At 53.4% G+C, this 25,457-nt stretch carries 25 protein-coding genes and 1 riboswitch; of the genes, 12 read left to right on the plus strand and 13 right to left on the minus strand.

Features of this window, described 5'->3' with window-relative positions:
• Nucleotides 1–189 precede the first annotated feature (189 nt).
• Nucleotides 190–1,284: an agmatine deiminase gene (aguA, locus tag C7386_RS09035; protein ID WP_116705337.1), complete on the minus strand. Its 1,095-nt coding sequence runs from the start codon at nt 1,282–1,284 to the stop codon at nt 190–192.
• Nucleotides 1,285–1,418: 134 nt separating this feature from the next.
• Between aguA and C7386_RS09040 the strand changes: the two genes are divergently transcribed.
• The 10 genes from C7386_RS09040 to C7386_RS09080 all read left to right on the plus strand — a co-directional run bounded on the left by C7386_RS09040 (nt 1,419) and on the right by C7386_RS09080 (nt 12,802).
• A complete protein-coding gene (locus tag C7386_RS09040; protein ID WP_133241593.1) occupies nt 1,419–1,868 on the plus strand; it encodes a helix-turn-helix transcriptional regulator in 450 nt (149 codons plus the stop codon).
• 383 nt (nt 1,869–2,251) lie between these two features.
• Nucleotides 2,252–4,036 carry a DUF6788 family protein gene (locus tag C7386_RS09045; RefSeq protein ID WP_116705339.1) on the plus strand — a complete coding sequence of 595 codons (1,785 nt, stop codon included), beginning with the start codon at nt 2,252–2,254 and terminating at the stop codon, nt 4,034–4,036.
• 369 nt (nt 4,037–4,405) lie between these two features.
• Entirely contained in the window at nt 4,406–5,281 is an 876-nt protein-coding gene (locus tag C7386_RS13780; protein ID WP_318261273.1) for a recombinase family protein, read from the plus strand.
• Nucleotides 5,218–6,105 carry a recombinase zinc beta ribbon domain-containing protein gene (locus tag C7386_RS13785; RefSeq protein WP_318261274.1) on the plus strand — a complete coding sequence of 296 codons (888 nt, stop codon included), beginning with the start codon at nt 5,218–5,220 and terminating at the stop codon, nt 6,103–6,105. The genes C7386_RS13780 and C7386_RS13785 overlap by 64 nt, the downstream gene beginning before the upstream one ends.
• A gap of 38 nt (nt 6,106–6,143) precedes the next feature.
• The gene (locus tag C7386_RS09055; protein WP_116705340.1) at nt 6,144–6,614 is read left to right on the plus strand and encodes a DUF4282 domain-containing protein; all 471 of its coding nucleotides are present in this window, start codon (nt 6,144–6,146) and stop codon (nt 6,612–6,614) included.
• Nucleotides 6,615–6,770: 156 nt separating this feature from the next.
• Nucleotides 6,771–7,154: a metal-dependent transcriptional regulator gene (locus C7386_RS09060; protein ID WP_110435666.1), complete on the plus strand. Its 384-nt coding sequence runs from the start codon at nt 6,771–6,773 to the stop codon at nt 7,152–7,154.
• Between the two features lie 179 nt (nt 7,155–7,333).
• The gene (recA, locus tag C7386_RS09065; RefSeq protein WP_110435667.1) at nt 7,334–8,506 is read left to right on the plus strand and encodes a recombinase RecA; all 1,173 of its coding nucleotides are present in this window, start codon (nt 7,334–7,336) and stop codon (nt 8,504–8,506) included.
• The gene (locus tag C7386_RS09070; protein ID WP_116705341.1) at nt 8,506–8,973 is read left to right on the plus strand and encodes a regulatory protein RecX; all 468 of its coding nucleotides are present in this window, start codon (nt 8,506–8,508) and stop codon (nt 8,971–8,973) included. Before recA ends, C7386_RS09070 begins: the two co-directional genes overlap by 1 nt.
• Nucleotides 8,974–9,099: 126 nt before the next feature.
• Nucleotides 9,100–10,899, plus strand: a complete 1,800-nt coding sequence (pepF, locus tag C7386_RS09075) for an oligoendopeptidase F (RefSeq protein ID WP_116705342.1) — start codon at nt 9,100–9,102, stop codon at nt 10,897–10,899.
• Between the two features lie 417 nt (nt 10,900–11,316).
• Nucleotides 11,317–11,417: riboswitch (purine riboswitch) on the plus strand.
• Nucleotides 11,418–11,485: 68 nt separating this feature from the next.
• The gene (locus C7386_RS09080; protein WP_243022084.1) at nt 11,486–12,802 is read left to right on the plus strand and encodes an amidohydrolase family protein; all 1,317 of its coding nucleotides are present in this window, start codon (nt 11,486–11,488) and stop codon (nt 12,800–12,802) included.
• 56 nt (nt 12,803–12,858) lie between these two features.
• Here the strand turns inward: C7386_RS09080 and C7386_RS09085 are convergent, their stop codons facing one another.
• The gene (locus C7386_RS09085; RefSeq protein WP_116705343.1) at nt 12,859–13,074 is read right to left on the minus strand and encodes a hypothetical protein; all 216 of its coding nucleotides are present in this window, start codon (nt 13,072–13,074) and stop codon (nt 12,859–12,861) included.
• A gap of 295 nt (nt 13,075–13,369) precedes the next feature.
• Complete coding sequence (locus C7386_RS09090; RefSeq protein WP_116705344.1) at nt 13,370–14,581, minus strand: IS110 family RNA-guided transposase; 1,212 nt, start codon at nt 14,579–14,581, stop codon at nt 13,370–13,372.
• Between the two features lie 495 nt (nt 14,582–15,076).
• On the opposite strand from C7386_RS09090, the gene C7386_RS09095 reads away from it, so the two are divergent.
• Nucleotides 15,077–15,499, plus strand: a complete 423-nt coding sequence (locus C7386_RS09095; protein ID WP_116705345.1) for a MarR family winged helix-turn-helix transcriptional regulator — start codon at nt 15,077–15,079, stop codon at nt 15,497–15,499.
• Between the two features lie 11 nt (nt 15,500–15,510).
• Entirely contained in the window at nt 15,511–16,137 is a 627-nt protein-coding gene (locus C7386_RS09100; RefSeq protein WP_116705346.1) for a YczE/YyaS/YitT family protein, read from the plus strand.
• Between the two features lie 18 nt (nt 16,138–16,155).
• On the opposite strand, the gene C7386_RS13790 is transcribed toward C7386_RS09100, so the two are convergent.
• From C7386_RS13790 to iolC, 10 genes are all read right to left on the minus strand, one after another.
• Nucleotides 16,156–16,290: a hypothetical protein gene (locus C7386_RS13790; RefSeq protein ID WP_278278737.1), complete on the minus strand. Its 135-nt coding sequence runs from the start codon at nt 16,288–16,290 to the stop codon at nt 16,156–16,158.
• 240 nt (nt 16,291–16,530) lie between these two features.
• A complete protein-coding gene (locus C7386_RS09105) occupies nt 16,531–17,715 on the minus strand; it encodes a Gfo/Idh/MocA family protein (protein WP_116705347.1) in 1,185 nt (394 codons plus the stop codon).
• Nucleotides 17,716–17,729: 14 nt separating this feature from the next.
• Nucleotides 17,730–18,410 carry a 3-oxoacid CoA-transferase subunit B gene (locus tag C7386_RS09110; RefSeq protein WP_116705348.1) on the minus strand — a complete coding sequence of 227 codons (681 nt, stop codon included), beginning with the start codon at nt 18,408–18,410 and terminating at the stop codon, nt 17,730–17,732.
• Nucleotides 18,403–19,098, minus strand: a complete 696-nt coding sequence (locus tag C7386_RS09115; RefSeq protein ID WP_116705349.1) for a CoA transferase subunit A — start codon at nt 19,096–19,098, stop codon at nt 18,403–18,405. Before C7386_RS09115 ends, C7386_RS09110 begins: the two co-directional genes overlap by 8 nt.
• Nucleotides 19,099–19,118: 20 nt before the next feature.
• Nucleotides 19,119–20,006, minus strand: coding sequence for a myo-inosose-2 dehydratase (iolE, locus tag C7386_RS09120; protein WP_116705350.1), 888 nt, complete (start codon nt 20,004–20,006; stop codon nt 19,119–19,121).
• Between the two features lie 11 nt (nt 20,007–20,017).
• A complete protein-coding gene (gene iolD / locus C7386_RS09125; RefSeq protein ID WP_116705351.1) occupies nt 20,018–21,880 on the minus strand; it encodes a 3D-(3,5/4)-trihydroxycyclohexane-1,2-dione acylhydrolase (decyclizing) in 1,863 nt (620 codons plus the stop codon).
• 33 nt (nt 21,881–21,913) lie between these two features.
• The gene (locus C7386_RS09130; RefSeq protein WP_116705352.1) at nt 21,914–22,747 is read right to left on the minus strand and encodes a sugar phosphate isomerase/epimerase family protein; all 834 of its coding nucleotides are present in this window, start codon (nt 22,745–22,747) and stop codon (nt 21,914–21,916) included.
• 14 nt (nt 22,748–22,761) lie between these two features.
• Nucleotides 22,762–23,568 (minus strand): 5-deoxy-glucuronate isomerase, encoded by an 807-nt coding sequence (locus C7386_RS09135; protein ID WP_116705353.1) that lies wholly within the window; start codon nt 23,566–23,568, stop codon nt 22,762–22,764.
• 1 nt (nt 23,569) lies between these two features.
• Nucleotides 23,570–24,403 carry a class II fructose-bisphosphate aldolase gene (locus C7386_RS09140; protein WP_116705354.1) on the minus strand — a complete coding sequence of 278 codons (834 nt, stop codon included), beginning with the start codon at nt 24,401–24,403 and terminating at the stop codon, nt 23,570–23,572.
• Nucleotides 24,400–25,431, minus strand: coding sequence for a 5-dehydro-2-deoxygluconokinase (iolC, locus tag C7386_RS09145; protein ID WP_116705355.1), 1,032 nt, complete (start codon nt 25,429–25,431; stop codon nt 24,400–24,402). The genes C7386_RS09140 and iolC overlap by 4 nt, the downstream gene beginning before the upstream one ends.
• Between the last annotated feature and the right edge of the window lie 26 nt (nt 25,432–25,457).

Below are 25,457 nucleotides of genomic sequence, written 5' to 3' on the forward strand. Positions count from 1 at the left end.
TTTACATTGTAAAAGAAAATGAGAATGATAACCAATGTGCCGATTATAAAAAATACCGAGAAAAACCGGTTACAGTTTTTCTCGGTATTTATCTTTGAGTTTGCCTTTGCTTAGTCCGATAAATGTGTGAAATAAACGATTTTCAAATTACTTCTTTATTGGGCGTTAGCATTGGTTCGTCCTTCTTTTTTACACTTTCGGGATTTGCTGGGTCACACAGTGAATATTGCCGCCGCCGATGAGGATATCGCGGGCCGGAATCGCAACCACCTTACGGGTCGGGAAAAGCTCCTGCAGGATAGCCTGCGCCTTTTCATCCATCGGGTCGCCGAAGGCGGGCATGACAACAGCCTCGTTCGCAATGTAGAAGTTGACGTAGCTTGCCGCCAGACGCTCTCCCGGGGTACGGGTCGGCTCGCCGTCGCACAGGTCAAGGCCGTCGCACTCCTCTGCGGTGATGGTCACCGGCTTGGGCAGCGGCAGCTTGTGCACCCTGATTCTGCGGCCCTTGGCATCGGTCGCAGCTTCCAGTGCATCCAGACTGGCCTTGGAGAGCGCATACTGCGGGTCGGTCTCGTCGTCCGTCCACGCGAGCACAACCTCCCCCGGAGCCGTGAAAGCGCATACGTTGTCAACGTGCTCGTTGGTCTCGTCGTTGTAAATACCGCGCGGCAGCCAGATCACCTTGGAAACGCCCAGATAATCGCACAAAACCTGCTCAATTTGAGTCTTTGTGAGATCGGGATTGCGTCCCGCGCTCAGCAGGCAGGCTTCGGTGACGAGTGCGGTGCCCTCGCCGTCCGAGTGGATGGAGCCGCCCTCGCAAATGAAATCGCGTTTGTCATATACGTCGTTGCTGACCAGGTCGCAGAACTTGCGCGCCACGCGGTTGTCCTTCTCCCACGAGGGATACAGGCCGTCCACATCGCCGCCCCACGCGTTGAAACCCCAGTCGATGCCGCGGCGCTCTCCCCTGCCGTTGATAACAAAGGTCGGGCCAACGTCACGCGCCCACGCATCGTCAGTCTCCATCACGACCAGACGAACGCGGTCGGGCAGCTGCGCACGCGCGTTGTCATACTGCCCTTCCGAGCAGAGCACGGTCATGCTTTCGCTTTCGGAAATCGTCTCGATCACACGCAGAAAGGCTTTCCGGGCCGCATAGGCGCCGTACTGCCAGCTGTCGGCGCGTTCCGGCCAGATCATCAGGCAGCCCTCATGCGGTGCAAACTCCGCAGGCATATAAAACCCGTCCTGCGCGGGTGTAGTGTGCAAAATTTTCATGGTATCTCTCCTGTTCGGTGGTACATCAAGAGTACAACATTTTGATGGAATTTGCAATGGTCGTAGGCGGTTTGAAATGAAAAATTGAGAATGGAGAATGCTATACTATCGTAGCGGAACAATCGGCGGTTGAGGTGGAAAACCATGAACCTTTTGGGGCAAAATGGTCTATGTTCTGCCGCCTGAAAGTCCGCAGCTATGTATTGGCTGCGAATGTTGCAGGTACGTTAAAAGTTGCGCCGCTTCAAATTCTCAAGTTTCCGGTCGTCCTTCCACATAAGTTTTTGGATGCCGAGAAGTTCAATCTGCGGTTTTCGGACGCATCCGAGATCACGGAAATTGCGGACAAGCTGCGGTGGTATCGTTATCAAAAAGGACTTCGCCAGCGTGACGCGGCGGACTATGCGGGTATTAACCGCAGTACCTACATCCATTACGAAGAGGCAGGGCGGGACTTTTATCCGAAGGAGCATATGGAGAAGCTGGCGGAGCTGTTTGAGGTACCGCTTGAGAATTTGCTGGATGACTATAAAGCGGCTTTATGGTGGCTGCTGCCAGTTGTGTGGGGAGAACGCTTTTCGTGAATTTAATGCAGATATTTCCGAAGCGCATCATATTGCTTATTTTTCGGATTCCAAAATAACGATTCTTCAAATATAATCATTCTTTGCCCCAACCATCATCGGCTGATACATAAATTAAATCCGAAGTTTGATTATAACAGAGGTTGCTTTGTATTCTCAGAAAATTCCGAACTAAGAATTGAGCTTGATTTTCACCTGATGAAATGACATCGGAATAAAAATGGCATCCGCTGAACGATCTTTAATATTGAGAACTGGTCTTTTGATTGAGCTTACAAAACCTCTTGGGGGTGTCAATTAAGTCGCGCCCCATTATACCCTTGATTTCAAGGGTATAATGGGGTATAATTCTACATAGAATAGTATCTCACAGGAGGTGCGCTATGGACTTATCTGAGATGCAAACCCGCGTGGCGGAGTTGGAACAGCAGATTTCTGCTTTGCCCGCTGGCTCTGTCACGAAGAAAACCGTCAATGGTAAGGAGTACTTTTACCACCGTTGGACAGAGAACAAGAAGCGGCGGGAGAAGTATATTCCTGCTGACGAATTGGAGAATTTCCGTGCTCAGATCGAGCGGCGGAAGGCGCTAGAACAGGAGCTGAAAGCGCTGAAAAAGCAGCTGCCCAAGGCGAAATCTACGAACCCTGCTGCGTTTACTACCAATGTCCGCACCGGCGAGACGCTGCGTTCCTTTGCGGCATCTGTTCGCGGCTATCGCAGGCGCGAGTGCTTCCGGCAACTGCACGACTTTGTCTGCGGCGAGCCGCAGGACAAGGTGTTCATTCTCTACGGCCTGCGCCGGACGGGTAAAACCACCATGATCCGGCAGATTTTTGCGGAGATGAGCGACACGGAGCTTGCCAAGTCAGCGTTCATTCAGATTACCGCAAAAGACTCGCTGGCAGACGTGAACCGTGACCTCAAGGCACTGGAAGCACAAGGCTTCCGCTATGTGTTTCTCGATGAAGTGACGCTGATGGAGGATTTCATCGAGGGCGCGGCGCTGTTTTCTGACGTGTTTGCAGCCTGCGGCATGAAGATCGTGCTCTCCGGCACGGACTCGCTGGGCTTCCTCTTTACAGAGGACGAGCAGCTTTACGACCGCTGCATCCTGCTGCACACCACATTCATCCCTTACCGAGAGTTTGAATCCGTCCTCGGCATCCACGGCATCGACGAGTATATCCGCTACGGCGGCACCATGAGTCTCGGCGGTGTTCACTACAACGAGACCTCCACGTTTGCCAGCAAGGAAAGTACCGACGAATACGTGGACACCGCCATTGCCCGCAACATCCAACACTCTCTGCGCTGCTATCAGTATGAGGGGCATTTCCGTCATTTGCGGGATTTGTACGACAAGAATGAGCTGACCAGCGCCATCAACCGGGTGGTGGAGGACATCAACCACCGCTTCACGCTGGAGGTGCTGGCGCAGGATTGGAAGTCCCACGACCTCGGCATTTCCGCCAGCAACCTGCGCCGGGATCGGAAGAACCCGACGGACATCCTCGACCGCATCGACCTTGCGCTTGTCACCGACAGTCTGCGGAAGCTGCTGGAGATCCGCAACAGGGCAGAGCAGACCGTGGCGCTGGACGATGTTCACGCGGCGGAGATCAAGGAGTATCTGGACTTGTTGGACTTAACGCGGGAGATCGATGTGCTGCACCTGCCGGATGTCAGCACGAAATCCAGCCGCACGGTGATCGCGCAGCCGGGTCTCCGCTATGCGCAGGCGGATGCGCTGATCCGCAGTCTGCTGCTGGATGAGACGTTCAGCGCGCTGTCTCTGGCAGAGCGCACCGCTGTGCAGCAGCGCATCCTGACCGAGATCAAAGGGCGGATGCTGGAGGACATCGTCCTGCTGGAAACCAAGCTGGCAAACCCCAAGAAGCAGGTATTTGTCCTGCAATTCCCTGTGGGCGAATTTGACATGGTGGTGTTTGACCCAGAGGCGGGCTCCTGCCGGATTTTCGAGATCAAGCACAGCGAAGAAGCTGTCCCGCAGCAGTATCGCCATCTGATCGACAAGCAAAAATGCGCCCAGACCGAGCACCGCTACGGCCCGATCACCGGGAAGTTTGTCCTCTATCGCGGGGAAAGCCAAGAGATAGACGATATTCAGTATCAGAACGTGGAAGAATATCTGCGAAGCCTTGCATAACAAAACCGCCGTCCCGATTTTTCGTTCGGGGCGGCGGTTTTTATGATGCAGCTTGTCATATGACAAGCTGTGACGCAAAACAAACTTGACGTATGACAAGTAATGAAGCGCAAAAATCGTGCGGCGCGACTGTACGAATGCAGTCGATGACGAAAACAATAATGTTCTAAATAGCACGCATTGCTCATTACATCAATCATTTTCTCGATTCACATGAGTGATGCCCTCCAAACTGGCACAATCAGCGCGCGAAAACCTCTGTCTATCCGCAGAAATTTTCAGATTCTTCCCTTGGGTAGCTTTTCAAATGGATTCCAATTCGATATATATATATATCTACCAACCTAACGAATAACGCGAGGTGCCGCCATGAAACCGAAAGATACGCCGAAGCAATATGTCATCTACTCCCGCAAGTCCAAATTCACCGGCAAGGGCGAGAGCATCGAGAACCAGATCGAGCTGTGCCGCCAGTACATCGCCATGCACTTTGGCGAGGATGCGTCGGAAAACGTGCTGGTCTACGAGGATGAGGGCTTTTCCGGCGGCAATCTGGAGCGCCCGCAGTTCAAGAAAATGATGAAGGACTCGCAGAAGATCGCGTTTGCGGCCATTGTTGTTTACCGCTTCGACCGGATCAGCCGCAACATCGGTGACTTCGCAAAGCTCATCGAGGACCTGGGCGACCGGCACATTGACTTCATCTCCATCCGCGAGCAGTTCGACACGTCCTCCCCCATGGGCCGGGCGATGATGTATATTGCGTCGGTGTTCTCTCAGCTGGAGCGGGAGACCATCGCCGAGCGCATCCGGGACAACATGCACGAGCTGTCCAAGACAGGACGCTGGCTGGGCGGCACAACGCCCACGGGCTACGCCTCGGAGAGCCTGTCCAGCGTGACGGTGGACGGCAAGGTGAAGAAGGCCTGCAAGCTCAAACCCATTCCGGAGGAAATCCAGCTGGTCAAGACGATCTTCGAGGTGTTCATGGAAACCGGCTCTCTCAGCAAGACCGACCAGTATCTGTTGGAGCATCGCTGTGTCACGAAGCGCGGCAAGCAGTTCACCCGCTTTGCTATCCGGGGTATTCTGACCAATCCGGTCTACATGATCGCCGATGAGACGGCGTATCAGTATCTGAAAGAAAACAATGTTGACCTGTTTGCCGAACGCGCAGCAACGTGGCGCTGCTGTCCGGGCTTCTGCGCTGCGGCGAATGCGGCGACTATATGCGCCCGAAGCTGACCAACCGCAAGAATGCGGACGACGAGCTGATCTACACCTACATGTGCTCCACCAAGGAGCGTAGCCACGGCACGGTCTGCTCTATGAAAAACTGCAACGGCAACACGCTGGACGCCAAGATCATCGAGGAGATCCGCAAGCTGTCCGCCGACAAGGAGACCCTTACCCGGCTGCTGGCGCAGACCAAGAAGGTTATCAGCGGCAGCAAGGAGGGCTACGATGCAGAGCTTGCGCTGCTCCGGGAGAAACACGCCGAGACGGAAGAACGCCTCAAACGGCTGGTGGAGTCCCTGTCCGTTGCCAGCGACACCTCTGCAAAGTACGTCATGGAGCAGATCGACGAACTGCATCGGGAGAGCGAGACTCAGCAGGCAAGACTTTCCGATTTGGAAGCCCTCACCGAGCAGAGCCGGATGCTGCATCAGGAGTTCGCCTTCCATCAGGAAATGATCGAATCCTTTGCCAGCGCGGTGGATTCTGCTACGCTGGAGGAAAAACGCCGCCTGCTGCGCACCATCGTCAAAAAGGTGGTCTGGGACGGCAAAAATGCCTATGTTTACCTCTTTGCGGAGGACGGAGAGGCGGATTTGCCCCCTGTTGAGCAACCTATGTATCCGCTGGGAGAGGATAGCGAATGGAAAATGAACGTAATATTTAACGGTATGCGGGCGGTCACTGACCGGTCCCTGCGATTACACGATTGCCGATGTTTGAGAGAACGCCATTCTTACCTGATAAATACACCTATTTTCCCCTCGCCTGCATTTCCCATTCTCAATTATTCAACTTTCCCTTTATCAACCCCGCAGAATATGGTACACTAAAAATGTATCAACCCATTCACAAAGGAGAGGTGCATACCATGAATTACGCTTACACCTATACATACACACCGCTTTTCTCAATGATTTTGCCGATTCTGGCACTTTTACTGATTCTTGCGGGCGGCATCGCGCTGTACACGCTGTTTGTCCGCAAGCCGAATCACTACCACGGCGCGGCAGCTAAGCTGCATGATTTTCTCAATTTCCGGCACGCATACACCGAGGGTCTGCTGAAAATCCTGTACTGCATGACGGTCGCTGCGCTGGCTGTTTACAGCGTTATTCTGCTGTTTTTCCACTTTTTCTGGGCGATTCTGCTGTTTATCGTCGGAAATATTGCTGCACGGCTCGGCTATGAATTTATTATAATGCTGTTCAGCATGCACCGCACCCTGCGCAGCATTGACCGCAAAATGCCCGAGCCGCAGCCGTTCGAGCAGCCGGCTCCCGCACCGCAGCCCGAGCCGCAGAATACACCGAAAAATCCGCTCCCGCCCGATCAGCCGTAACACAAGCCGCTGTTTCCGCTTGAAATTTGTTCAACGCAGATTGCAAAAACACGCAAGTCATGATAAAATAGATATACTATTACAGAATTTCGCGGCAGGACCAACCCATGTGCTGCCCTACAGAAAAGAGTATCTTAGAAAAAGGAGGTCCGTGCATTGAAAATTCAGGAAAGCGCGGAAAACTACCTGGAAGCCATCCTGGTTCTGACGCAGAAAAATGGACAGGTGCGCTCGATCGACGTTGCGCACTACACCGGCTTTTCCAAGCCGAGCATCAGCCGTGCCGTTGGCCTGCTGCGCGATAACGGTTACGTTTCCATCGACCAGAACGGTCTGCTGGGACTGACCGAATCCGGCATGCAGATCGCCACCAGCATTTACGAGCGCCACACCGTGCTCACCGCGTTCCTCACCGCTCTCGGCGTGGACGCTGAGACCGCCGCTGAGGATGCGTGCCGTATCGAGCATGTGCTGAGCGAGGAAACCTTCGACAAGCTCAAGCAGCATGCGAAGGCGTATATCGACGCACAGGGTAAATAAGACCCGTTGAAAATCCTGCCTGAAAAGGCAGGATTTTTTATATCAAATTTTATCGAACAAATTTTCGATAAAATCATTGCATTCAAATCGGCACCCTGTTATAATGGGTGTATCGAATCCGAATACACCGCCGCTCTGCGGCTTGCATATTTGTAACTTTTTCAGGAGGAAATGCTATCATGGCTACCAAAAAGCAGTTGGAACCGGTCGCTCCTGCGGCTGATAAGAAGAAAGCACTTGCCGCTGCGCTCGGTCAGATCGAAAAGCAGTTCGGCAAAGGCTCGGTTATGCGTCTGGGCGAAAACACCGGCATGAATATCGAACACATCCCGACCGGCTCGATCGGTCTGGATCTCGCACTCGGCATCGGCGGTCTGCCGCGCGGCCGAATCATTGAGATCTACGGACCGGAATCCTCCGGTAAGACCACGGTTGCGCTGCACAGCGTTGCAGAGGCGCAGAAGCTGGGCGGCACGGCTGCGTTTATCGACGCCGAGCACGCGCTCGACCCGGTTTACGCCAAGGCACTCGGCGTTGACATTGACAGCCTGCTGGTCTCCCAGCCGGACACCGGTGAGCAGGGTCTGGACATTGCGGAGGCGCTCGTGCGCTCGGGCGCGATCGACATCGTGGTTATCGACTCGGTTGCCGCGCTGACACCGCGCGCCGAAATCGAAGGCGAAATGGGCGATTCCTTTGTCGGTCTGCATGCCCGCATGATGAGTCAGGCGATGCGCAAGCTGGCCGGCTCGATCGCCAAGAGCCAGTGCGTAGCCATCTTTATCAACCAGCTGCGTGAGAAGGTCGGCGTCATTTACGGCAATCCGGAGGTCACCACCGGCGGCCGTGCGCTCAAGTTCTATGCGTCTGTCCGCATGGAGGTTCGCCGCGTGGAGCATCTGAAAAACGGCACCGAGCTGATCGGCAGCCACACCCGCGTAAAGGTTGTAAAAAACAAGGTCGCTCCCCCGTTCAAGCAGGCTGAGTTCGATATTATGTACGGCGAAGGCATTTCCCGCACGAGCGAGCTGGTCGATCTCGGCGTGGAATTCGGCATCCTCAACAAATCCGGCGCATGGTTCTCCATGGGCGATACCCGTCTGGGTCAGGGCCGCGACGCTGCCAAGCAGTATTTCAAGGATCATCCGGACATCGCGGATGACGTACAGAAGCAGATCATGGAAAAGGTTGCCGAGGAGCGCAGCAAGCTGGCGCAGAGCCATGCGGCACGTCCTTCCGCTGCTGTGCCGACCGAGAAGGCCGAAAAGCCTGCGGATAAGGCACCGCGTCCGTCGTCCTCCAAGGCGGTCTCCATCGACGCGGACGATTTTGACGACCTCGACGAAGAATAATGAGCGAGGATAAATACCGTGCAGCCCTCGATATGGCGGCAAAACAGCTGTCTTACCGGGCGCTGAGTGCGAAAATGCTGCGCGACAAGCTGCTTGCCAAGGGGCACGATGAGGAAGCCGCCGATTACGCGCTTGCGTGGCTGACCGAACGCAGTCTGCTGAACGATATGCTGTTCGCGGAAAGCGTTGTGCGCAGCTACACGCGCAAGGGCTACGGCGCGGCACGCATCCGGCAGGAGCTGACCCGCCGCGGCATAGACCGCGACACCGCAGAAGCGGCTATGCAGACCTTTTCCCCGGATGAGGCGCAAATGCTGGCTCTGCTCGCAAAACGCCTGCGCGGTGACGTTTCCGACCGAAAAGAGGTCGAAAAAGCCGTTGCGGCACTCCAGCGTCGCGGTTTTGCGTGGAATGATATCAAGCGCGCACTCGAAACCTATGGCAGTTCGCTGCCGGAGGAAGAATAACAAACATCCCGCTTTTTGCAAGGAAAGCGGGATGTTTGATTTTATCGCGGTAAATCGCTTGCATGAATCCCGCGGTTGGAGTATCATAATAAGAGGAGAAAACTCTACCGGAAAGGAAGTATTTCCATGGAAACCAATAAAATTCCCGCCCGCGCAGATGTGCCCGAAAAGGACAAATGGGCAATTCAGGATCTGTTTGCGACCGACGATGACTGGCGTGCCGCGTTAGCGAAGGCCAAGGAGTTCATTCCGCGCATCACCGCATTCCGCGGCAGACTGGCCGAAAGCGGCGCTGCTCTGCTGTCTTTTTTCCGTCTGGATGATGAAATCAGCCTTGCATTTGACGCGCTCGTACACTACGCGCAGCGTCGCAGCGATGAGGACACCCGCGTCGCCGCGTATCAGGAGATGGTCAGCCAGGTGACGCGCTTCGCGGTCGAAATTCAGTCTGCCGCCGCGTTTGAGACCCCTGAGCTGCTCGCCATCAGCGATGAGGACATGAACCGTCTGTACGCCGAAGCACCCGAGCTGGAGCTGTACCGCCTGAATATCGACCGCATTCGCCGCCGCCGAGAGCATGTGCTGTCCGACAAGGAGGAGGCAATCCTCGCCGCTGCAGGCGAAATGGCCGCCAGCCCGGATGACATTTACTCCATGCTCAACGACGCCGACCTCAAATTCCCGGACGCGGTGGACAAGGACGGCAATAAACACCCCGTCACGCACGGCACGTTCATCCCGCTCATGCAGTCCTACGACCGCGTGCTCCGCAAGTCCGCGTTCGATTCGCTGTACTCGGTTTACGGCCAGTTCCGCAACACCTCGGCGGCAACGCTGTCCGCGCAGCTCAAGCAGCTGCTGTTCTTCGCGAATGTCCGCAAGTACCCCTCGACGCTGGATGCCGCCCTTGACGGCAATGAAGTGCCGACCGAGATTTACCGCAACCTGATTGACGCGGTGCACCGCTCGTTTGCGCCCATGTACCGCTATGTTGCGCTGAGAAAGAAGCTGCTCGGCGTGGACGAGCTGCACATGTACGACCTGTATGTGCCGGTCGTGGACGGCGTGGAAATGAAATTCACGTTCGAGGAGGCCAAGGAGATCGCGCTCAAGGCGCTCGCGCCGCTCGGTGAGGACTACCTGAACCTGCTCCGCGAAGGCTTTGCCAACGGCTGGATCGACGTGTACGAGAACGAGGGCAAGCGCTCGGGCGCGTACTCGGCAGGCGCGCGCGTGCACCCGTATGTACTGCTCAACTTCAAGGGCACGCTCGACGACGTGTTCACGCTCGTGCATGAGATGGGCCACTCCATCCACTCGTACCTGTCCAACAAGACCCAGCCGACCGCGTATCAGGATTACGTTATCTTTGTTGCCGAGGTTGCATCCACCTGCAACGAGGCTCTGCTGATGGAGTACCTGCTGTCCGTCACGACCGATAAAAAGGAGCGCGCGTACCTCATCAACCACTTCCTCGAGCAATTCCGCGGCACGCTGTACCGTCAGACCATGTTCGCTGAGTTCGAACTGGCCGCCAACGAGATGACCCAGCGTGGCGAGGGCACGACCGCCGAAGCGCTCTGCGCGATGTACAAAAAGCTGAACGAGCAGTATTTCGGACCGGAAATGAACGTAGACGAGGAGATTTCGCTCGAATGGGCGCGCATCCCGCACTTCTACTACGATTACTACGTTTACCAGTACGCGACCGGCTACGCCGCTGCCATCGCACTGTCGCGCCGCATTCTGCGGGAGGGTGAACCGGCGGTGAAGGATTACCTCGGCTTCCTGTCCGGTGGCTGCTCCGCCGACCCAATCACGCTGCTGCGCGGCGCGGGCGTGGATATGGCAAGCCCGAAGCCGATCGAGGACGCAACAAAGCTGTTTGATGAAATGATCTCGGAGATGGAAAAGATTCTGAATTGAGAATTGAGGATGGAAAATGAAGAATGACGTTTCTTTTTTCATTGTCTGTAACACTCGATTAGAGTAAAGAAAAGACACAGCCGTCTGAACAGCACCCCATTTGTTAGATAGTATATCATACTGTCTAGCAAATGGGGTGCTGTTCAAACGCGCGGTTTTTATATTTTCGCTGTCTTTCTCAACTGGTATCTCCGAACAATTTCCCACATTGTATTGACAAACATCCAGCCGAGACCGTCGAAAAACTTCGTTTTTCCGACAACCTGTATTGCCTTAATATATAGTGTATTTGCCCTGATGCAATACATTTCCGCAGCCTTTTTCATTCACTTTTCTCATCGGCTCAACCCCAAGGATAGCATTTGACCATGTCTTACAGAATTCTTCTCTTGACAGCGGCGGCTTTCCTCTGCTATAATACCGCTCGGAAAAAGAGCTCATATAATCTCGCTTGATATGGCGCGGGAGTTTCTACGAGATCGCCGAAAGATCTTACTATGAGTGTCCGATGATGGAACAGGTCCATCTTTCGGGCACTTTTTTCATGTCCATTTTTACAGAACATCGTACAGAAAGGTCGATCACAATGAAACTGCTCAAAGGCAACATTATTCACGCGCCCACGCTTGAAAAGCTCGAAACGATCGAAAACGGCGCACTTCTGCTGGAGGACGACGGCACAATCCGCGAGGTGCTGCACGCGGCGCCGCAGGACTTTGACGGCCGCGTCTACGACTGCTCAGGTCAGCTCATCATGCAGTCGTTTGCCGATATGCACCTGCACGCGCCCCAGTTTCCGAACGTCGGCATGGGCATGGACCTGCCGCTGCTCGACTGGCTCAAAACCTACACGTTCCCGGTCGAGGCGAAGTTCGCAGACCTCGACTACGCCCGCCGCATCTACCGCCGTCTGGCGCACGACCTCATCGCAAACGGCACAACGCGCGTGTGCATGTTTTCCTCGCTCCACACGGACGCGACGCTCGTTCTGATGGAGGAGCTCGAAAACGCCGGTGTGACCGGCTTTGTCGGCAAGGTCAACATGGACCGCAACGGCGGTGAAAACCTTGAGGAGACCACCGAGGAGTCCATCCGCGAAACGCGCCGCTGGCTTGAGGGCTGCCGCCGCTTCCGCTTTGTCCGCCCGATCATCACGCCGCGCTTTACCCCAGCCTGCACAGACGAGTTGATGACCGCGCTCGGCAAAATTGCCGCCGAGCAGAACCTCTGCGTCCAGTCGCACCTGTCGGAAAACCTCGACGAAATCGCATGGGTGCGCTCGCTCCACCCTGACTGCGCGCAGTATTGGGAGAGCTACGACAAGTTCGGCCTGTGGAAAAGCCACACGGTCATGGCGCACTGCATCCACTCGGACGAGCGCGAGCGAACCGCCATCCGCGAGGCAGGCGTCGTTGTGGCACACTGCCCGGACTCCAACATCAACCTGTGCAGCGGCATCGCGCCTGTGCGCGAAATGCTGAACGAAGGCATTCACGTCACCCTCGGCACGGATATTGCCGCAGGCTCGTCCCTCGCCGGCAGCCGCATGGTCACGATGAGCATTCAGGCGTCCAAGGTTCGCAGCTTCACCGACCCGGCGCACCCGGCGTTTCTGACCGTGCCCGAGGCGTACTACCTCGGCACGACCTCCGGCCACCGCTATTTCGGCGCAGGCAGCGGCTTCACCCCCGGCGACCGCCTGCACGCTGTCGTGGTGGATGACCGCAGCTTCACCGAGACCCCGTGGGCGCTCAGCCTGCCCGAGCGGCTTGAGCGCGCCCTCTACACCATGAACGCCGCAAATATCACAGCCGTCTGGTCGGAGGGCCGTCTGGTGCATACCCACGAGGCGAAATCTGTCCGTGAACACAGAACGCGCATCGTCGCGCGGGGCGCGAAATAAGCTTGCACAGAAAAACCGGAGAGCCGGGGGATTTTTCCCTGCTCTCCGTTTTCGCTTTATTCTTCTATCCGGTCGAGAATATCGTCCGCGAGGTCCTCAAGCTGCTCGTGCTCCTCGCTCCACTCGTCGTAGGCTTCGGAGCTCATGTTCTCCGGCTCGCGCTCGTCGAGCGCGGCGATGCGGCGGCGTATCTCCGCAAGATACGCCGTGAGCGCCTGCCGGTCCATCACGTCGAGGTCGGGCGACGCGCCGAATGCAATGATTTCCGCCATCTCTGCTCTCCCCTTTCCGTTGTGGCTCTATCATACCATCTTCTGCCGCGCCCCGTCAATACGTTTCGCGGTTGTCTTTTTCTGTATCCTGTGCTATGCTAAATGCACAGTCACCGCTTTCCCGTTTCTACGAAAGCGGTTTCGATTTTTTTGAGCAAAGCCTGCAAATAAAACCTGCAAAGGAAAGTCAAGGGGGAAAGAAATAGTTTTTTAAGAATGAAAAAATGGTATGAGAAATTAAGCCACCGCACCCGAGATTTTTGCGCTGACCAAATAAAGCAAAGATGCCTTCAGATTAAGATATGTTTTCAAGGGTGATCAGATATTCTTTCACACGAGCGTAATAGATGCGCAAGAACTTATTGCAGCCAGCAACCATGTAAACGTAATAATGTTTCCCTTCAGCACGTTTTCGGTCAAGAAACTGGTAGACAGCATCATCAGACGGAGAATTTTTTAGAATGCTTTTCATGACTTGAAAGAGTGCTTTTCGCAAAGCCGGTGAACCACGCTTAGATATGCTTCGACTGGCGGACTCAAAGACACCGGATTGAAACAGGGGTGCATCTACTCCAGCGAAAGCCACGAGGGCACCCTTGTGGGAAAAGCGGCGTACATCTCCAATTTCCGCTATGAGCTGAGGCCCCAAAGTCTCTCCAACACCACTCATGGCAAGAACAACAGGGTACTCCGGCAAAGATGCAGCCAACTGCTGCATCTGTCTGCGCAGCTCGGCCAGTGAGACAGAGACAAAGTTCAGTTGGGAGATGGCCTGAACGATTAAAGCCTTCGTTTGTGTCGTAGGCGGCAGCGTAGCAACCTGATTCAAGGCAAGCTCATAGAGTGCAGACGCCTTGCTATCACTGCGATTATATCCATGCTTTTGGCACCATTTGCTGTACTGGGTGGTAAATTTTGCTCTGCTCATAGAAGAAACGATCTCACAGTGCCAGAATTTTTCTGCGAAGTCAACCCATTTTTCGTGCCCATCTGCTCTCACAGGACTGGTAAACATCTCGTTCAAACCCGAGAAAGTCTGATCAAGGATTGCAATCAGGTTGTTTTTCAAAGACACTTTTAGTTTCATGTACTGATTATACTGGCGATTACAGGTTTTCAATAGCAATCGGGTTTCGTCCTCTGGTGTGTACCGCTTAAGGGAGATCCAGTTGGAAAGACCATAATTGGCAATTTTGATTGCATCGGCTCTATCAGTTTTGACTTTACGAATTGAGTTGTTTCCAAAATCATGTATGAGTTTCGCGTGGACAACACCCACAAAGAAGCCGGCCTCGACGAGATACCGGGCTATGGGCTGATAATAACGGCCTGTGAACTCCATGATAATCCGAACTTCGCCGTCCAGACCACGCAGAAGATCTGACAGATCTTTAAGCTCATTGGCCGTGTGGTGAACTTCAAACGGTTTTACCACGAGTTCTCCAAGTGGCCGCATAACAGCAACCATACTTTTCCCTTTGGAAACATCGATTCCTACAGCATTCATTAGCATTCCTCCAAGCAAAAGAAATATCTCTAATGTGGCGACCATCGTTTTCTCATTGCCGATTCTATTTGCTTGGTAAACCGAGCGCAAAGCCCAACCTGCTTAAACCGAACGCTGCAATAAGAGGATGGCTGACAGTTTTATTTACGGACGTGGATAGTCCAGAGTCAAGCTTGCCAGGCCAATTACTCCTCTTATTGTAGCTTAGGCATGAGATAGAGCAAGGCACGGCTGGCTGCCGCGCCTTGTCCGTAAACTTATATTAGCAAAAGTCAAGTTCCAAACAGGACTTGAGAAAAGAAAAATTTCGGTTGATTGTAAACTGAAGTTGAACACTCAAGGCAATACCGCATACCTGGGTAAGAGCGATTTGCGAGCACAGTTTGCGCTATTTCCACGAATTTTTTCGTTTTCCGCGTTGGTGCTCTTGACATACGAACCAATCCGCGCTAATATACAATGTATTGTATATTATATTTAACAAGGTGAAATTACATGGATATTTCGTATATTCTCACACGAAAAATACAGCAATTATCGCATCGCATCGTACTGCGCCGCAACGAGGATCTGAAAAGCATGGGACTTACCGCCGAGCAGGCGGACACGCTCCTGTTCTTTCATGCGCACAGCGGCAGCTCCGCCTCCGACCTACGGTGCAGCCTCGGCGTGACCCACCAAGCTGCGCGCGCACTCGTGCAGCGCATGGCGGACAAGGGTCTGCTCTGCGTGACGCCTTCGCCGCGCGATGCGCGGTACAAGCTGATTGCGCTCACCGCCGAGGGCGAGGAGCTTTACGAAACCATGCAGCACAACTGCACGAACTTCGGTGACCGTCTGCTCGAGCACATCCCGGCAGACGACCGCGAAAAACTGCTTGCGATGATCTCGCAGGCGCTCGACAACATGGAAAAGTGAGGTGAAACCGCATGAAACCTTCCTCTGATCTCAAAAAGCGTACGGCCTGGTATATTCTCGGTCTGAATCTGATTGCAGCGGCAGTGGTGCTCAACATCCGCTACAACGTCGGCGTTGCCGCGTTCAGCTCGGTGATGTACGCCATTTCAGAGATTTATCATATCTCGCTCGGCACAGCATCCATTCTCTGTTATCTGCTGTTTGTGGTACTGCAATGTATCCTTTCGCGCAAAATCACACTTACTTATCTGCTCGAAATCCCGCTTTCGTTTGCGTTCGGCATACTTACCGACGTGTACGACTGGCTCATTCCCGTGCTACCGTTTCCGCTGCCACTGCGGCTGCTCTGCTTTGCGCTGACGATGTTCATCACCGGCGCGGGCGTGTTCCTCTGCGTCAAGAGCCGCATGGTGCTTACCCCGACCGATGGCATCGTGAACACGATATCCGAGGTGTTTCATCTGCGGTTTTCCACCGTCAAGAACGGGTTTGACCTCTCTATGGTTGCCATCAGCGCTGGATTGTGCCTGTTCCAGCACTGCCCGTTTTACGGCATCGGTGTCGGCACGGTGCTCTCCGCACTGCTGCTCGGACGGGTCCTCAAGCTTTTTGAACTGCTCCCGCTGTCCGGCGCATAAAAACGCCGCCTGCACACATCATTCCTTGATGTAGCGCAGACGGCGCAGAAACTCTTCGTTATCGGTTTTTTCGCAGATGGCGTCAATGCCGGAGAAGATGATCCAGACCGCCATGCCGCGCCGCGCACACAGTACGAACAGATCAATGATCACGCCAATTCCTGTCCCGCGAACGGGAAAAAGCGAATCAGCCGCTTGCCTGCCTTAGGAATTAAACAGGCGCACAAACCGTTGAGGTCTGTGCGCCCTTTTCATCTGTCAAATCTTTAATTTAGTTATTTCCCAACATCAAATGCCGTTAATACGTCCGAGTCTACCTCCCCGTCTTTGATTGTATGGGGTATTTCAATGATATATCCCGTGTTAGTGTAAATACACATACTTTATAGTTTGTCAAGTGTAGTTCACCCAAACACTGTCTTGATCCGACGAACGCACACAGTTTTCGATAAAACGGACGCCCTCCGCACCGTCGCGGATGTTCGGGAACCAAATATCATCCATGACTACATTGGCCGATTCTCCATGGATAACACGATCCATTGCAGTTGCGAACCGGCGATACAGATTCGCCCAAGATTCAAATAGCCCTTCGGCATGTCCACCTCCCATGCGGTCACAAGTGATGGCTTCGTCATCCTGATAGAGATATCCCTGACCACGATCTAGAATCTGAACTGGCTTTCCCTGCTCCTCAAAAATAAGCTGATTGGGGTGTTCATCCCACCACTCGATAGATGCCTTTTCACCGACTACTCGGATTTTCTGCTGATGGGTAGAACCAGCGTTGACACAGCTCGCCCACAGATTGCCGACCGCACCATTATCATATTGGATCAGAACAAAAGCGTTGTCCTCCAGAGGGGCACGGCTCTTGACAAAGCTCTGTCTAGCACACATCAGCTTTTCAATTTTGAGGTTGGGTACCATGGTTTCAGCGAGGAACAGTGCATGTGTACCGACATCTCCTAATACGTAGGAAGGTCCCGCCTTTTCAGGGGTGACGCGCCACTTTGTACCCGGATCATTCGCTTCCACAGCGGAGGAATGATAGCCGTGCGCAAATTGCATGTTGATGATGCGGATTTCGCCTAACATCCCTTCCTGAATCATGCGGCGTGCCTGATGAATCATCTGAGCACCAGTATAACCGTAGGTCACGCCAACGATGCGATTTTGCTTTTTTGCAAGAGAAACCAGTTCTTCAGCCTGTTCAGTTGTAAAGCAAAGCGGCTTTTCACAGATGGCATGCAGACCGGCTTCGAGCGCGGCCTTCAGGATCTCGTAATGCGTAAAGTTGGGAGTCGCGATAGAGACCGCCTGAATGCCGTCCGGGCGCTTAGCTTCCTCGGCAAACATGGTCTTGTAATCGGGGTAGCAGCGCTCGGGGGCAACGCCCCAGTTGACGCCGAATTCCCGGCCGCGCTCCTCGTTCACATCGAACGCACCCGCGCACAGCGTGAACAGGCGATCCCGCAATGCAGAATTGCGATGAATATAGCCAATCTGGCTGCCGCGGCCGCCGCCAACCATACCCCAGCGAATGGGCTGTTCCAGATGGAATTCCTCGTTAAACATAATCAATATCCTCCTTATACGATATTCATTTCTGTCAAATTTTTTGAAATTGCAAACTCAGCTTCGGTTACTGCCTGCACATCGTCAATCGTATACTGTGGATTTAATTCAGTCAATACAAGACCCGTATCTGTAACATTAAACACACACATTTCAGTGATGATTTTAGTGACACAATGTACTGCTGTTAACGGAAGCGTGCATTTTTTCAGAATTTTAGGAACGCCTCGTGCAGTGTGTTCCATCGCAACAATGACCTGACGAACACCTGCCAGCAAATCCATTGCGCCGCCCATTCCGGGGGTTTTTTCCCCGGGGATCATCCAGTTTGCAAGAGACCCCTCCTGATCCACTTGCAGGCTTCCCAGAATCGTGACATCTACATGTCCACCCCGAATCAGACCGAAGGAAGTCACAGAATCGATGAATGCGCCTCCGGATGCTACTGCAGCCAGTTTGCCGCCGGCATCTGTAATATGCGGATGCCGCGTATCATCCTGCACCTTGTCTAATCCGATAATTCCATTCTCCGATTGAATCGTCACACGGATATCGGAGGGTAAATACTGCGGAATGAGCGTCGGAAGCCCAATGCCAAGGTTTACGACCATGCCATTTTTCAATTCCAAGGCTGTGCGACGTGCAATAATCTCCTTAGCGGAACGTGCTTCAAATGCGTTCAGAGCTTCACTCATCGTCTTGCCCCCCATTCACAATATAATCCACCAGAATCCCGTATGTCTGCACATCTTCAGGTCGAATCTCTCCCACGGATACCAGTTGCTCGGCTTCTGCAATGACGATATCTGCAGCAGTTGCCATAACCTGATTGAAATTGCGAGCCGTGCCGGCATACCAGACATTTCCTTCCTCATCTACCTGCTGACCACAAATCAACGCGAAATCAGCGCTCAAAGGACGCATCAGTAAATAGTCAACACCGTCGATGTTCTGCCGCCCGACCACATAATCTTTTGCGTCCTCAACCAACGTGCCAACGCCGGTTTTGGTTAAGGTTCCGCCCAGACCGGCGCCGCCTGCCCGGATCATCTCCGCCAAAGAGCCTTGCGGCAACAGATCAATACGCATGGTACCGGCATTCATCTGCTCTGTTGCCTCTGGGTTCAGTCCAATATGGGTAGTAACTAAGCGGCTGACCTGATGATTGTGAATCAGCTTGGCTACGCCATAATACGCTTCTCCGTTCGGGCCTTCCAAGAGACCGGCATCGTTGCAGATGATAGTAAGATCCTTCTTTTGACTGGCTGCTAGCGCATCCATGAGGCGATGTGCCGTGCCACATCCCAGAAATCCGCCGCACATGATTACGGCACCATCCGGAATCATATCAACAGCTTGCTGAGCGGAAAGTTGTTTCTTCATGCTGCACCGTCTCTCCTTAATTATACGCCGAGCTGCTCGCGCATGAACGCGCGCGCTTTCTGGGCGTACTCCAGCGGATCAGCCTTAGCGGGATCCTGCTCGGCCTCCACAACGATCCAGCCCTCGTAATCGCTGGCCTTCAGAATCTCAAAGATCGACATCCAGTCTACGCAGTTGCCGTCGCCCGGCACGGTGAACATACCGTTCTTTACACCCCACAGGAAACTGTGGCCACCCGACTTGACCTGCTCAAACACTTCGCGGCGAACGTCCTTAACATGGATATGTACAACACGGTCGATGTACTTTTTCAGAATTGATACCGGATTCTCGCCTGCGATTGTCGAATGTCCGGTATCGAACAGCAGACCAACCAGTGTCGGATCAGTCAGTTCCATCAGCCGGTCAATTTCTTTCATCGATTGGATGCCTGTGCCAACATGGGGATGGAAGCAGACCTTCATTCCCTTCTTTTGGGCGCGGCGGCCCAGCTCGTTTAGACCCTCGGCCAGATTCTTCATCTGCTCCTCAGTCAGGATCGGGCAGTTGGAGAAGAGGGGAGTTTCCTCCTGGCCGTGTACGGTCACGCCGCATTCACCGACGCCGATTACACGAGCGCCCAAGCCATAGGTAAAGTCCATGTGCTTTTCAAACTCTGCAAAGGTACGCTCGTTCTCAAAGGTGGTGAAAAAGCTCGAGAACCACATATTGCAGATCTGCAGACCGCGCAGATCGAGCGCCTTCTTGAGCACATCAAAATCCTTGGGGTATTTGCAGCCACCCTCGCTACCCTTGTATCCAGCCAGAGCCATTTCGCTCAGGCACTGCTGATAAGTCAGTTCGCCGCCCAGAGAGGGCAGGTCATCGTTCGTCCAGTTGATCGGCGCGCAGCCAAATTGTACCTTCATATTTATTCTCCTTAATATTTCCGCAGATTCTTGACAACATCATTCAGCTTTTCGTAAGCCTTGCGCACGGATTCCTTCTCGGCGACAGAAGCGGTGCCAACACGCCAAAAATTCTCATAACCTTCGGTCATCGTGCCGGGCAGAACCATGATCTCGATCAGGGTCGAGACATCGGACTGCTTGCTGGCCTCGATGGCAGCGTGCAGCTCGGTGAGCGTGGTGACACGCCAGGTCTTTACGCCATAGGCAGAGGCAAGCTTGGCATAGTTCACCGGGACGTAGCCGCCGGTCAGTCCGCCGGTGGACTGCTCACGGAAGCGGAACTCAGTGCCGAAGGTACCCATGCCCTGCGAACGCTCCAGATTGTGAATGCACTGGTGGCCGCTGTTGTTGAAAAGCAGAACGTTGATCTTGTGCCCCTCCTGAATGCTGGTCAGCAGATCGGAGTGACCCATCAGGAAGCCGCCGTCGCCGACGAAGGTATAGACCTCGTGCTCGGGATCGGCCAGCTTGACGCCCAGAGCGCCAGAGACCTCATAGCCCATGCAGGAGAAACCGTATTCCAGATGGTATGCACCCGGACGGCGCGCAGTCCAGACGCGTTCCAGATCGGACGGCAGACTGCCGGAGGCGGCAACGATATTGTCCTCGCGCAGCAATTCATTCAGTTCCATCAGCACGCGGGTCTGGTTGAGCGCCGCGGCTTCCGGAGCCTCCAGCTGCGCCAGACGCGCAAGCTCGGTCTGCCAGGAGCGCTTTGCGTCCTTTACCTCATCGCTCCAGTCGGTGTGCCAGCCGCGCGCCTGCAAAGCGGTGTGCAACGCCTCCACGCCTGCACGCGCATCGGCGACAACCGATTCGGCATCCAGCTTGAGCGCGTCCATGCGGCTGGTGTTGATGGAAACAAAGCGCGCATCGGCTGCAAAGCCATTCTTGGAATTGGTGACAAAATCATTGAGTTTAGTGCCGACCGCGAGAATCAGATCGGCCTGCTTGGTGATCACGTTGGCAGACAGCGTGCCGCAGATGCCAGCGCAGCCCAGATACCAGTCGCTTTCGCAGCTGACCTCACCCTTTCCTGCCTGCGTCTCGGCGACCGGAATGCCAAATTCTTCAGCGAACGCCAGCACAGCCGCGCCCGCATCGCTGTAGCGCACGCCGCCGCCCGACAGAATGACCGGCTTCTTGCTGGTCATCAGCAGTTCTGCTGCCCGATCTACTGCCTCGGCACTCGCGGGCTGGCGATCCAAATGCCAGACGCGTTTTCTAAAGAATTCTTCGGGGTAATCATAGGCTTCTCCCTGTACATCCTGAGGAAGGCAGACAGTGACCGCACCGGTCTTAGCAGGATCGGTCAAAACACGCATGGCGTTGAGCATGGCTGTCATGAGTTGTTCCGGGCGTTGTACACGATCCCAGTAGCGGCTGACCGCCTTGAACGAATCGTTGACGGAAATCGAATAGTCCTCGTCATGCTCGAACTGCTGGAGCACCGGGTCGGGCTGGCGGTCGGCGTAGGTGTCGGACGGCAGCAGCAGCACGGGGATACGGTTGACCGAGGCCGTGCCGGCTGCGGTAACCATATTGAGCGAGCCGGGGCCGATGGACGCGGTGCAGGCGTAGATCGCGCGGCGGCGCATCTGCTTGGCGAATGCCACACAGACGTGGGCGATCTCCTGCTCGTTCTTGCCTTGAATGAAAGGCATCTGGTCGGCATACTGCTCTAATGCCTGCCCTAATCCCACTACATTGCCATGACCGAAAATTCCCATAATGCCATGCACAAACTTTTCTTCTTTCCCATCAACGCAGACATATTGCATATCAAGAAAGCGTACCAACGCCTGCGCCATTGTCAGCTTTACTGTGTTCATTTTCACGATCTCCTCACTGAATGTTCGCTACTTTCATCTATTCAACACATATTTGTCCAGCAATCGGCTGGTTTCGGCAGCCACTTCCGCTACATCACACTGCCAATGCTTGGCACTGATCAGCTCGTAGCTCCACCAACCCTCATAGCCGGTGTCCTTGACGGCCTGCACCCACTCTGCAAGAGGGACTTCACCTTCACCAGCGTACATACCTCGCAGAATAGTCTCATCGAAGGATTCTCCTTCCTTGGAAAGCCTGCAATCACAGAAGTGAATGTGATAAATACGATTAGGATCAAAATGCCGCACATCATCCGGTGTAGTATCACCGCCGACAAACAGATGGAAAAAGTCGATGACGGTGCCGAAGTTGTCCCGTCCAACTGCCTGGATCAGCTTCTGTGTCAGGCGAAGCGAGTTGATCGGTGACCACCCAACAGGCTCCAGCTGGAAGCGCACGCCGTACTTCGCACCGATGTCACAGATACGCGCAATATTTTTTGCGGTCAGTTCAATCACTTCATCTTCCGAACGACCTTCCAGGGCCAGCAGTGGGACGAGTTGGATGCAATCACAGCCCAGCTGCTGTGCGACGGCAGACAGCTTTTCTGTTTCTGCCAGTGTATTCCGCACCGCATCATCGTCCGTTCGCTCAACATTGGCGATATCATTGATGCTGATGATCTGCATATTATATTGTTTCAGCCGTTCCGTCACATCACTTAATGGACTTCCGGAGGATAAGTAGTCCCAAATTTTGCTTGAAGCCACTTCCATTGCGCCAAAGCCGGCTTCGCTGGCCAGGCGAATGTCGGTCATTAGATTGCTTTTCCAAATTGATTTCGTATGTAATGCCTTCCCTAACATGCGTAAGTCCTCCTTTACGCTTTTCCTTCGCAGGAATCAGGCCAATATTTTGCGCCGGGTTGTTCCACCCACAGATGCTGCGGGTCAAAATCCGGTTTAATATACGGATTTCCATCCAGATGCCGAATGACCCAAAGGTAATACATCGCATAGCCGGGGGCGGCAACCTGTGGATGAACCTTGTTGGGTTCAATTAAAACGGTGTCGTTGTGTTCCAGCAAAACGCCTTCCTCTCCCAGCCGCAGCAAGCCAAAACCGTTTTGGGGATAAAACTTATAAAAGTAGATTTCCGGCTGTGCGTGTGAATGTGACGGGAAGCCGGACCATTTTCCAGGATAATGCATATCTTCCCCAAACATAATATTGGATTCCGGAGAAAGTTTTACATCCTGTGCCGTTCGCACAATACGAGTACCGGCCTCGTTCATGAAACCTTGGCCACGTACTTCTTCCACAATATCATCCTGAGCGCGGATTACCGGCATGAAATCACGTTCATTTTCAGTTCGAATGACTGCGATCTCGCTCTCTGTTGCAATACCACGCAATTTAACAGGGATATCCTTGGGCAAGTTTACGCTCCAGATCGTATCGTTGGTGTAGGTGGGTCGAGTACCCTTTACGATTTTTCCATTGAACTCGACTTCAATTTCACCGTAAAGCAAAACAAATACACGTTCAAGTGGCAGGTTATCTTCAAATTCCATGTCTGCGGAAATCTTAAGGATACCAAAATCCATCATCATCTCACGATACTTGCCGTTTAATTCTGTAATTGGGTGATAGCCAATCGAAAAAGGCTCCTGCTGATGAATTTTCATGTTAGTTTTCCTCCTGCCATAGCATTTTGATGATGTGAAGCGCCTGTTCTTCTACCTGCGCAATTGGCTGGCTGAATAGGCGAAGGCGATCGAACTCGTCTGGCTGGGCTTGCATTTCGGAACGCAAGTGATCTGCAAAGGTCTTTCGTAAAACGGTTCCAAAATTCATTTTTCCAACCCGGGTTTGCTTGAGCTGTGAAATGTCTCCGTCCCTGATGCCGCTTGCTCCGTGAATTACCAGAGGTAGTTGGCATTTGTGTTCAATTTGCTGCAAAACAGGAAATTGAATGGAAACCTTACGGGTGGCTAAACGATGAATATTCCCAACCGAAACAGCGAGCCAATCGACCTGTGTCTGCTCCTGCATTTTTCGCGCTTCTTCCGGATCGGTTAGATTTATTTCGGTTTCTCCGATATCGCTATATGGAACGGTTCCCAGTTCCGCTTCTAAAAACACGTTTTTCTTATGTGCATACTGCGCAATAGCTTGTGTGATCTTCAAATTTTCGGTTATCGGTAGGTGCGAACCATCAAACATAACCGAGGTAAAGCCGCTGTCAATCGCACGGATGAGAGTATCTGCTTCGGTGCAGTGATCCAGATGAATGCCAACGGGTACACTTGAAGATTCGGCTAAAGCGTTCAGCAGTGCTGACCAATGCTCCACCGCCATTGCCGTACGTGCATCACGGTTGATCATCAGCAAAACCGGACAAACAGCGCGTTCGGCGGCACGGATCACAGCCTGCGCATCTTCGTATCCAAATATATTAAATCCCGGGATGATTCGCTTTTGCTGTGCGGCCTGTGCAACATAATTCTGTTCCCACTTCATGGCATCATCTCCTTTTCGTGCTGTGCACGATGCTGCTCTGCGGCTTGTAAATTAGGCATTGCATCTCCGCAGCTGATTGTTTTCAGCGCCAATGAGGCACAGGCGGTGCCAAGCTGCATTGCATACGCTAAGTTGTGTTTTCGCAGAATGCCATACATCAATCCTGCTGCGTATGCATCACCGGAACCAAACGTCTTTACTGCTGCGGTAGGAATGCTGCCGCAGCGCAAGACCTTACCGTCAGACGTGTATGCTGCGGATCCGTTTGCACCGTCCTTTACAATGACCAGCTTCACGCCGGCATTCAACAGCGCCTGTGCTGATTTGGTATTGTCTTTGTTGCCCGGCATGGTGAGGTATTCAACAGCATCAAATTCTTCTCGATTGCCAATAACGATGTCGCATTGTGTGATCACCTGTTGGTAGCAACGTGCAGTTTCATCCTTTGATACCCAGCCGAATGGCCTGTAATCGATATCTAAAACGGTCATCGTTCCAAAATCTCGTGCCAGCTGCAATATTGTAAACATTGCTTCACGCGAAGGGGATTGGGAGAATGCAGTGCCAGAAAGCATCACGGACTGGGATGCGGCAATCAGATCACGATTTACATCTGCGGGGGAATATAGCATATCCGCTGTTCCCTGCCGGTATAGATACGTTCCATGGTGGAATGCGTCCCCGCCGGTTGCATAGCCGCCACTCTCTTCGGCGCTGATGATCTCTGTTACTGCAATACAGTTGCGAGCCCCTGTTTTATCAACCACAATACCTTTGGTTTCGATATTTTGTGCCTGCAAAGCGGATAGGATATATTCTCCCATACCATCGTGCGCTACTTTTCCAAGAAAGCCTGTTTTTAGTCCTAAACGTGCCGCTCCCTGCACAATATTAGCGGGAGAGCCGCCTACGGATTTTGTAAATGCCGGGATATCAGCAAAGGTGCAGCCTGCTTTTGTGGTGTTCAGGTCGATCCCCGCACGTCCGGACAATAACAGTTCTATACGCCGATCCTGCACATTTTTCATGTTGGATTCCTCCTTTGGGCTTTCGT

The organism is Agathobaculum butyriciproducens, from assembly GCA_003096535.1.
Taxonomy (GTDB): domain Bacteria; phylum Bacillota; class Clostridia; order Oscillospirales; family Butyricicoccaceae; genus Agathobaculum; species Agathobaculum butyriciproducens.

Coding starts and splice junctions, on each gene's coding strand:
- C7386_RS09110 (WP_116705348.1), bottom strand. CDS start 18,410: ATGAGTGAAGCTCTGAACGCATTTGAAGCACGTTCCGCTAAGGAGATT.
- C7386_RS09045 (WP_116705339.1), top strand. CDS start 2,252: ATGGACTTATCTGAGATGCAAACCCGCGTGGCGGAGTTGGAACAGCAG.
- C7386_RS09080 (WP_243022084.1), top strand. CDS start 11,486: ATGAAACTGCTCAAAGGCAACATTATTCACGCGCCCACGCTTGAAAAG.
- pepF (WP_116705342.1), top strand. CDS start 9,100: ATGGAAACCAATAAAATTCCCGCCCGCGCAGATGTGCCCGAAAAGGAC.
- C7386_RS09140 (WP_116705354.1), bottom strand. CDS start 24,403: ATGAAGTGGGAACAGAATTATGTTGCACAGGCCGCACAGCAAAAGCGA.
- iolC (WP_116705355.1), bottom strand. CDS start 25,431: ATGAAAAATGTGCAGGATCGGCGTATAGAACTGTTATTGTCCGGACGT.
- C7386_RS09130 (WP_116705352.1), bottom strand. CDS start 22,747: ATGTTAGGGAAGGCATTACATACGAAATCAATTTGGAAAAGCAATCTA.
- C7386_RS09070 (WP_116705341.1), top strand. CDS start 8,506: ATGAGCGAGGATAAATACCGTGCAGCCCTCGATATGGCGGCAAAACAG.
- C7386_RS09085 (WP_116705343.1), bottom strand. CDS start 13,074: ATGGCGGAAATCATTGCATTCGGCGCGTCGCCCGACCTCGACGTGATG.
- C7386_RS09090 (WP_116705344.1), bottom strand. CDS start 14,581: ATGAATGCTGTAGGAATCGATGTTTCCAAAGGGAAAAGTATGGTTGCT.
- C7386_RS13780 (WP_318261273.1), top strand. CDS start 4,406: ATGAAACCGAAAGATACGCCGAAGCAATATGTCATCTACTCCCGCAAG.
- iolD (WP_116705351.1), bottom strand. CDS start 21,880: ATGAACACAGTAAAGCTGACAATGGCGCAGGCGTTGGTACGCTTTCTT.
- iolE (WP_116705350.1), bottom strand. CDS start 20,006: ATGAAGGTACAATTTGGCTGCGCGCCGATCAACTGGACGAACGATGAC.
- C7386_RS09105 (WP_116705347.1), bottom strand. CDS start 17,715: ATGTTTAACGAGGAATTCCATCTGGAACAGCCCATTCGCTGGGGTATG.
- C7386_RS09115 (WP_116705349.1), bottom strand. CDS start 19,098: ATGAAGAAACAACTTTCCGCTCAGCAAGCTGTTGATATGATTCCGGAT.
- C7386_RS09055 (WP_116705340.1), top strand. CDS start 6,144: ATGAATTACGCTTACACCTATACATACACACCGCTTTTCTCAATGATT.
- C7386_RS09135 (WP_116705353.1), bottom strand. CDS start 23,568: ATGAAAATTCATCAGCAGGAGCCTTTTTCGATTGGCTATCACCCAATT.
- C7386_RS09095 (WP_116705345.1), top strand. CDS start 15,077: ATGGATATTTCGTATATTCTCACACGAAAAATACAGCAATTATCGCAT.
- recA (WP_110435667.1), top strand. CDS start 7,334: ATGGCTACCAAAAAGCAGTTGGAACCGGTCGCTCCTGCGGCTGATAAG.
- C7386_RS09100 (WP_116705346.1), top strand. CDS start 15,511: ATGAAACCTTCCTCTGATCTCAAAAAGCGTACGGCCTGGTATATTCTC.
- aguA (WP_116705337.1), bottom strand. CDS start 1,284: ATGAAAATTTTGCACACTACACCCGCGCAGGACGGGTTTTATATGCCT.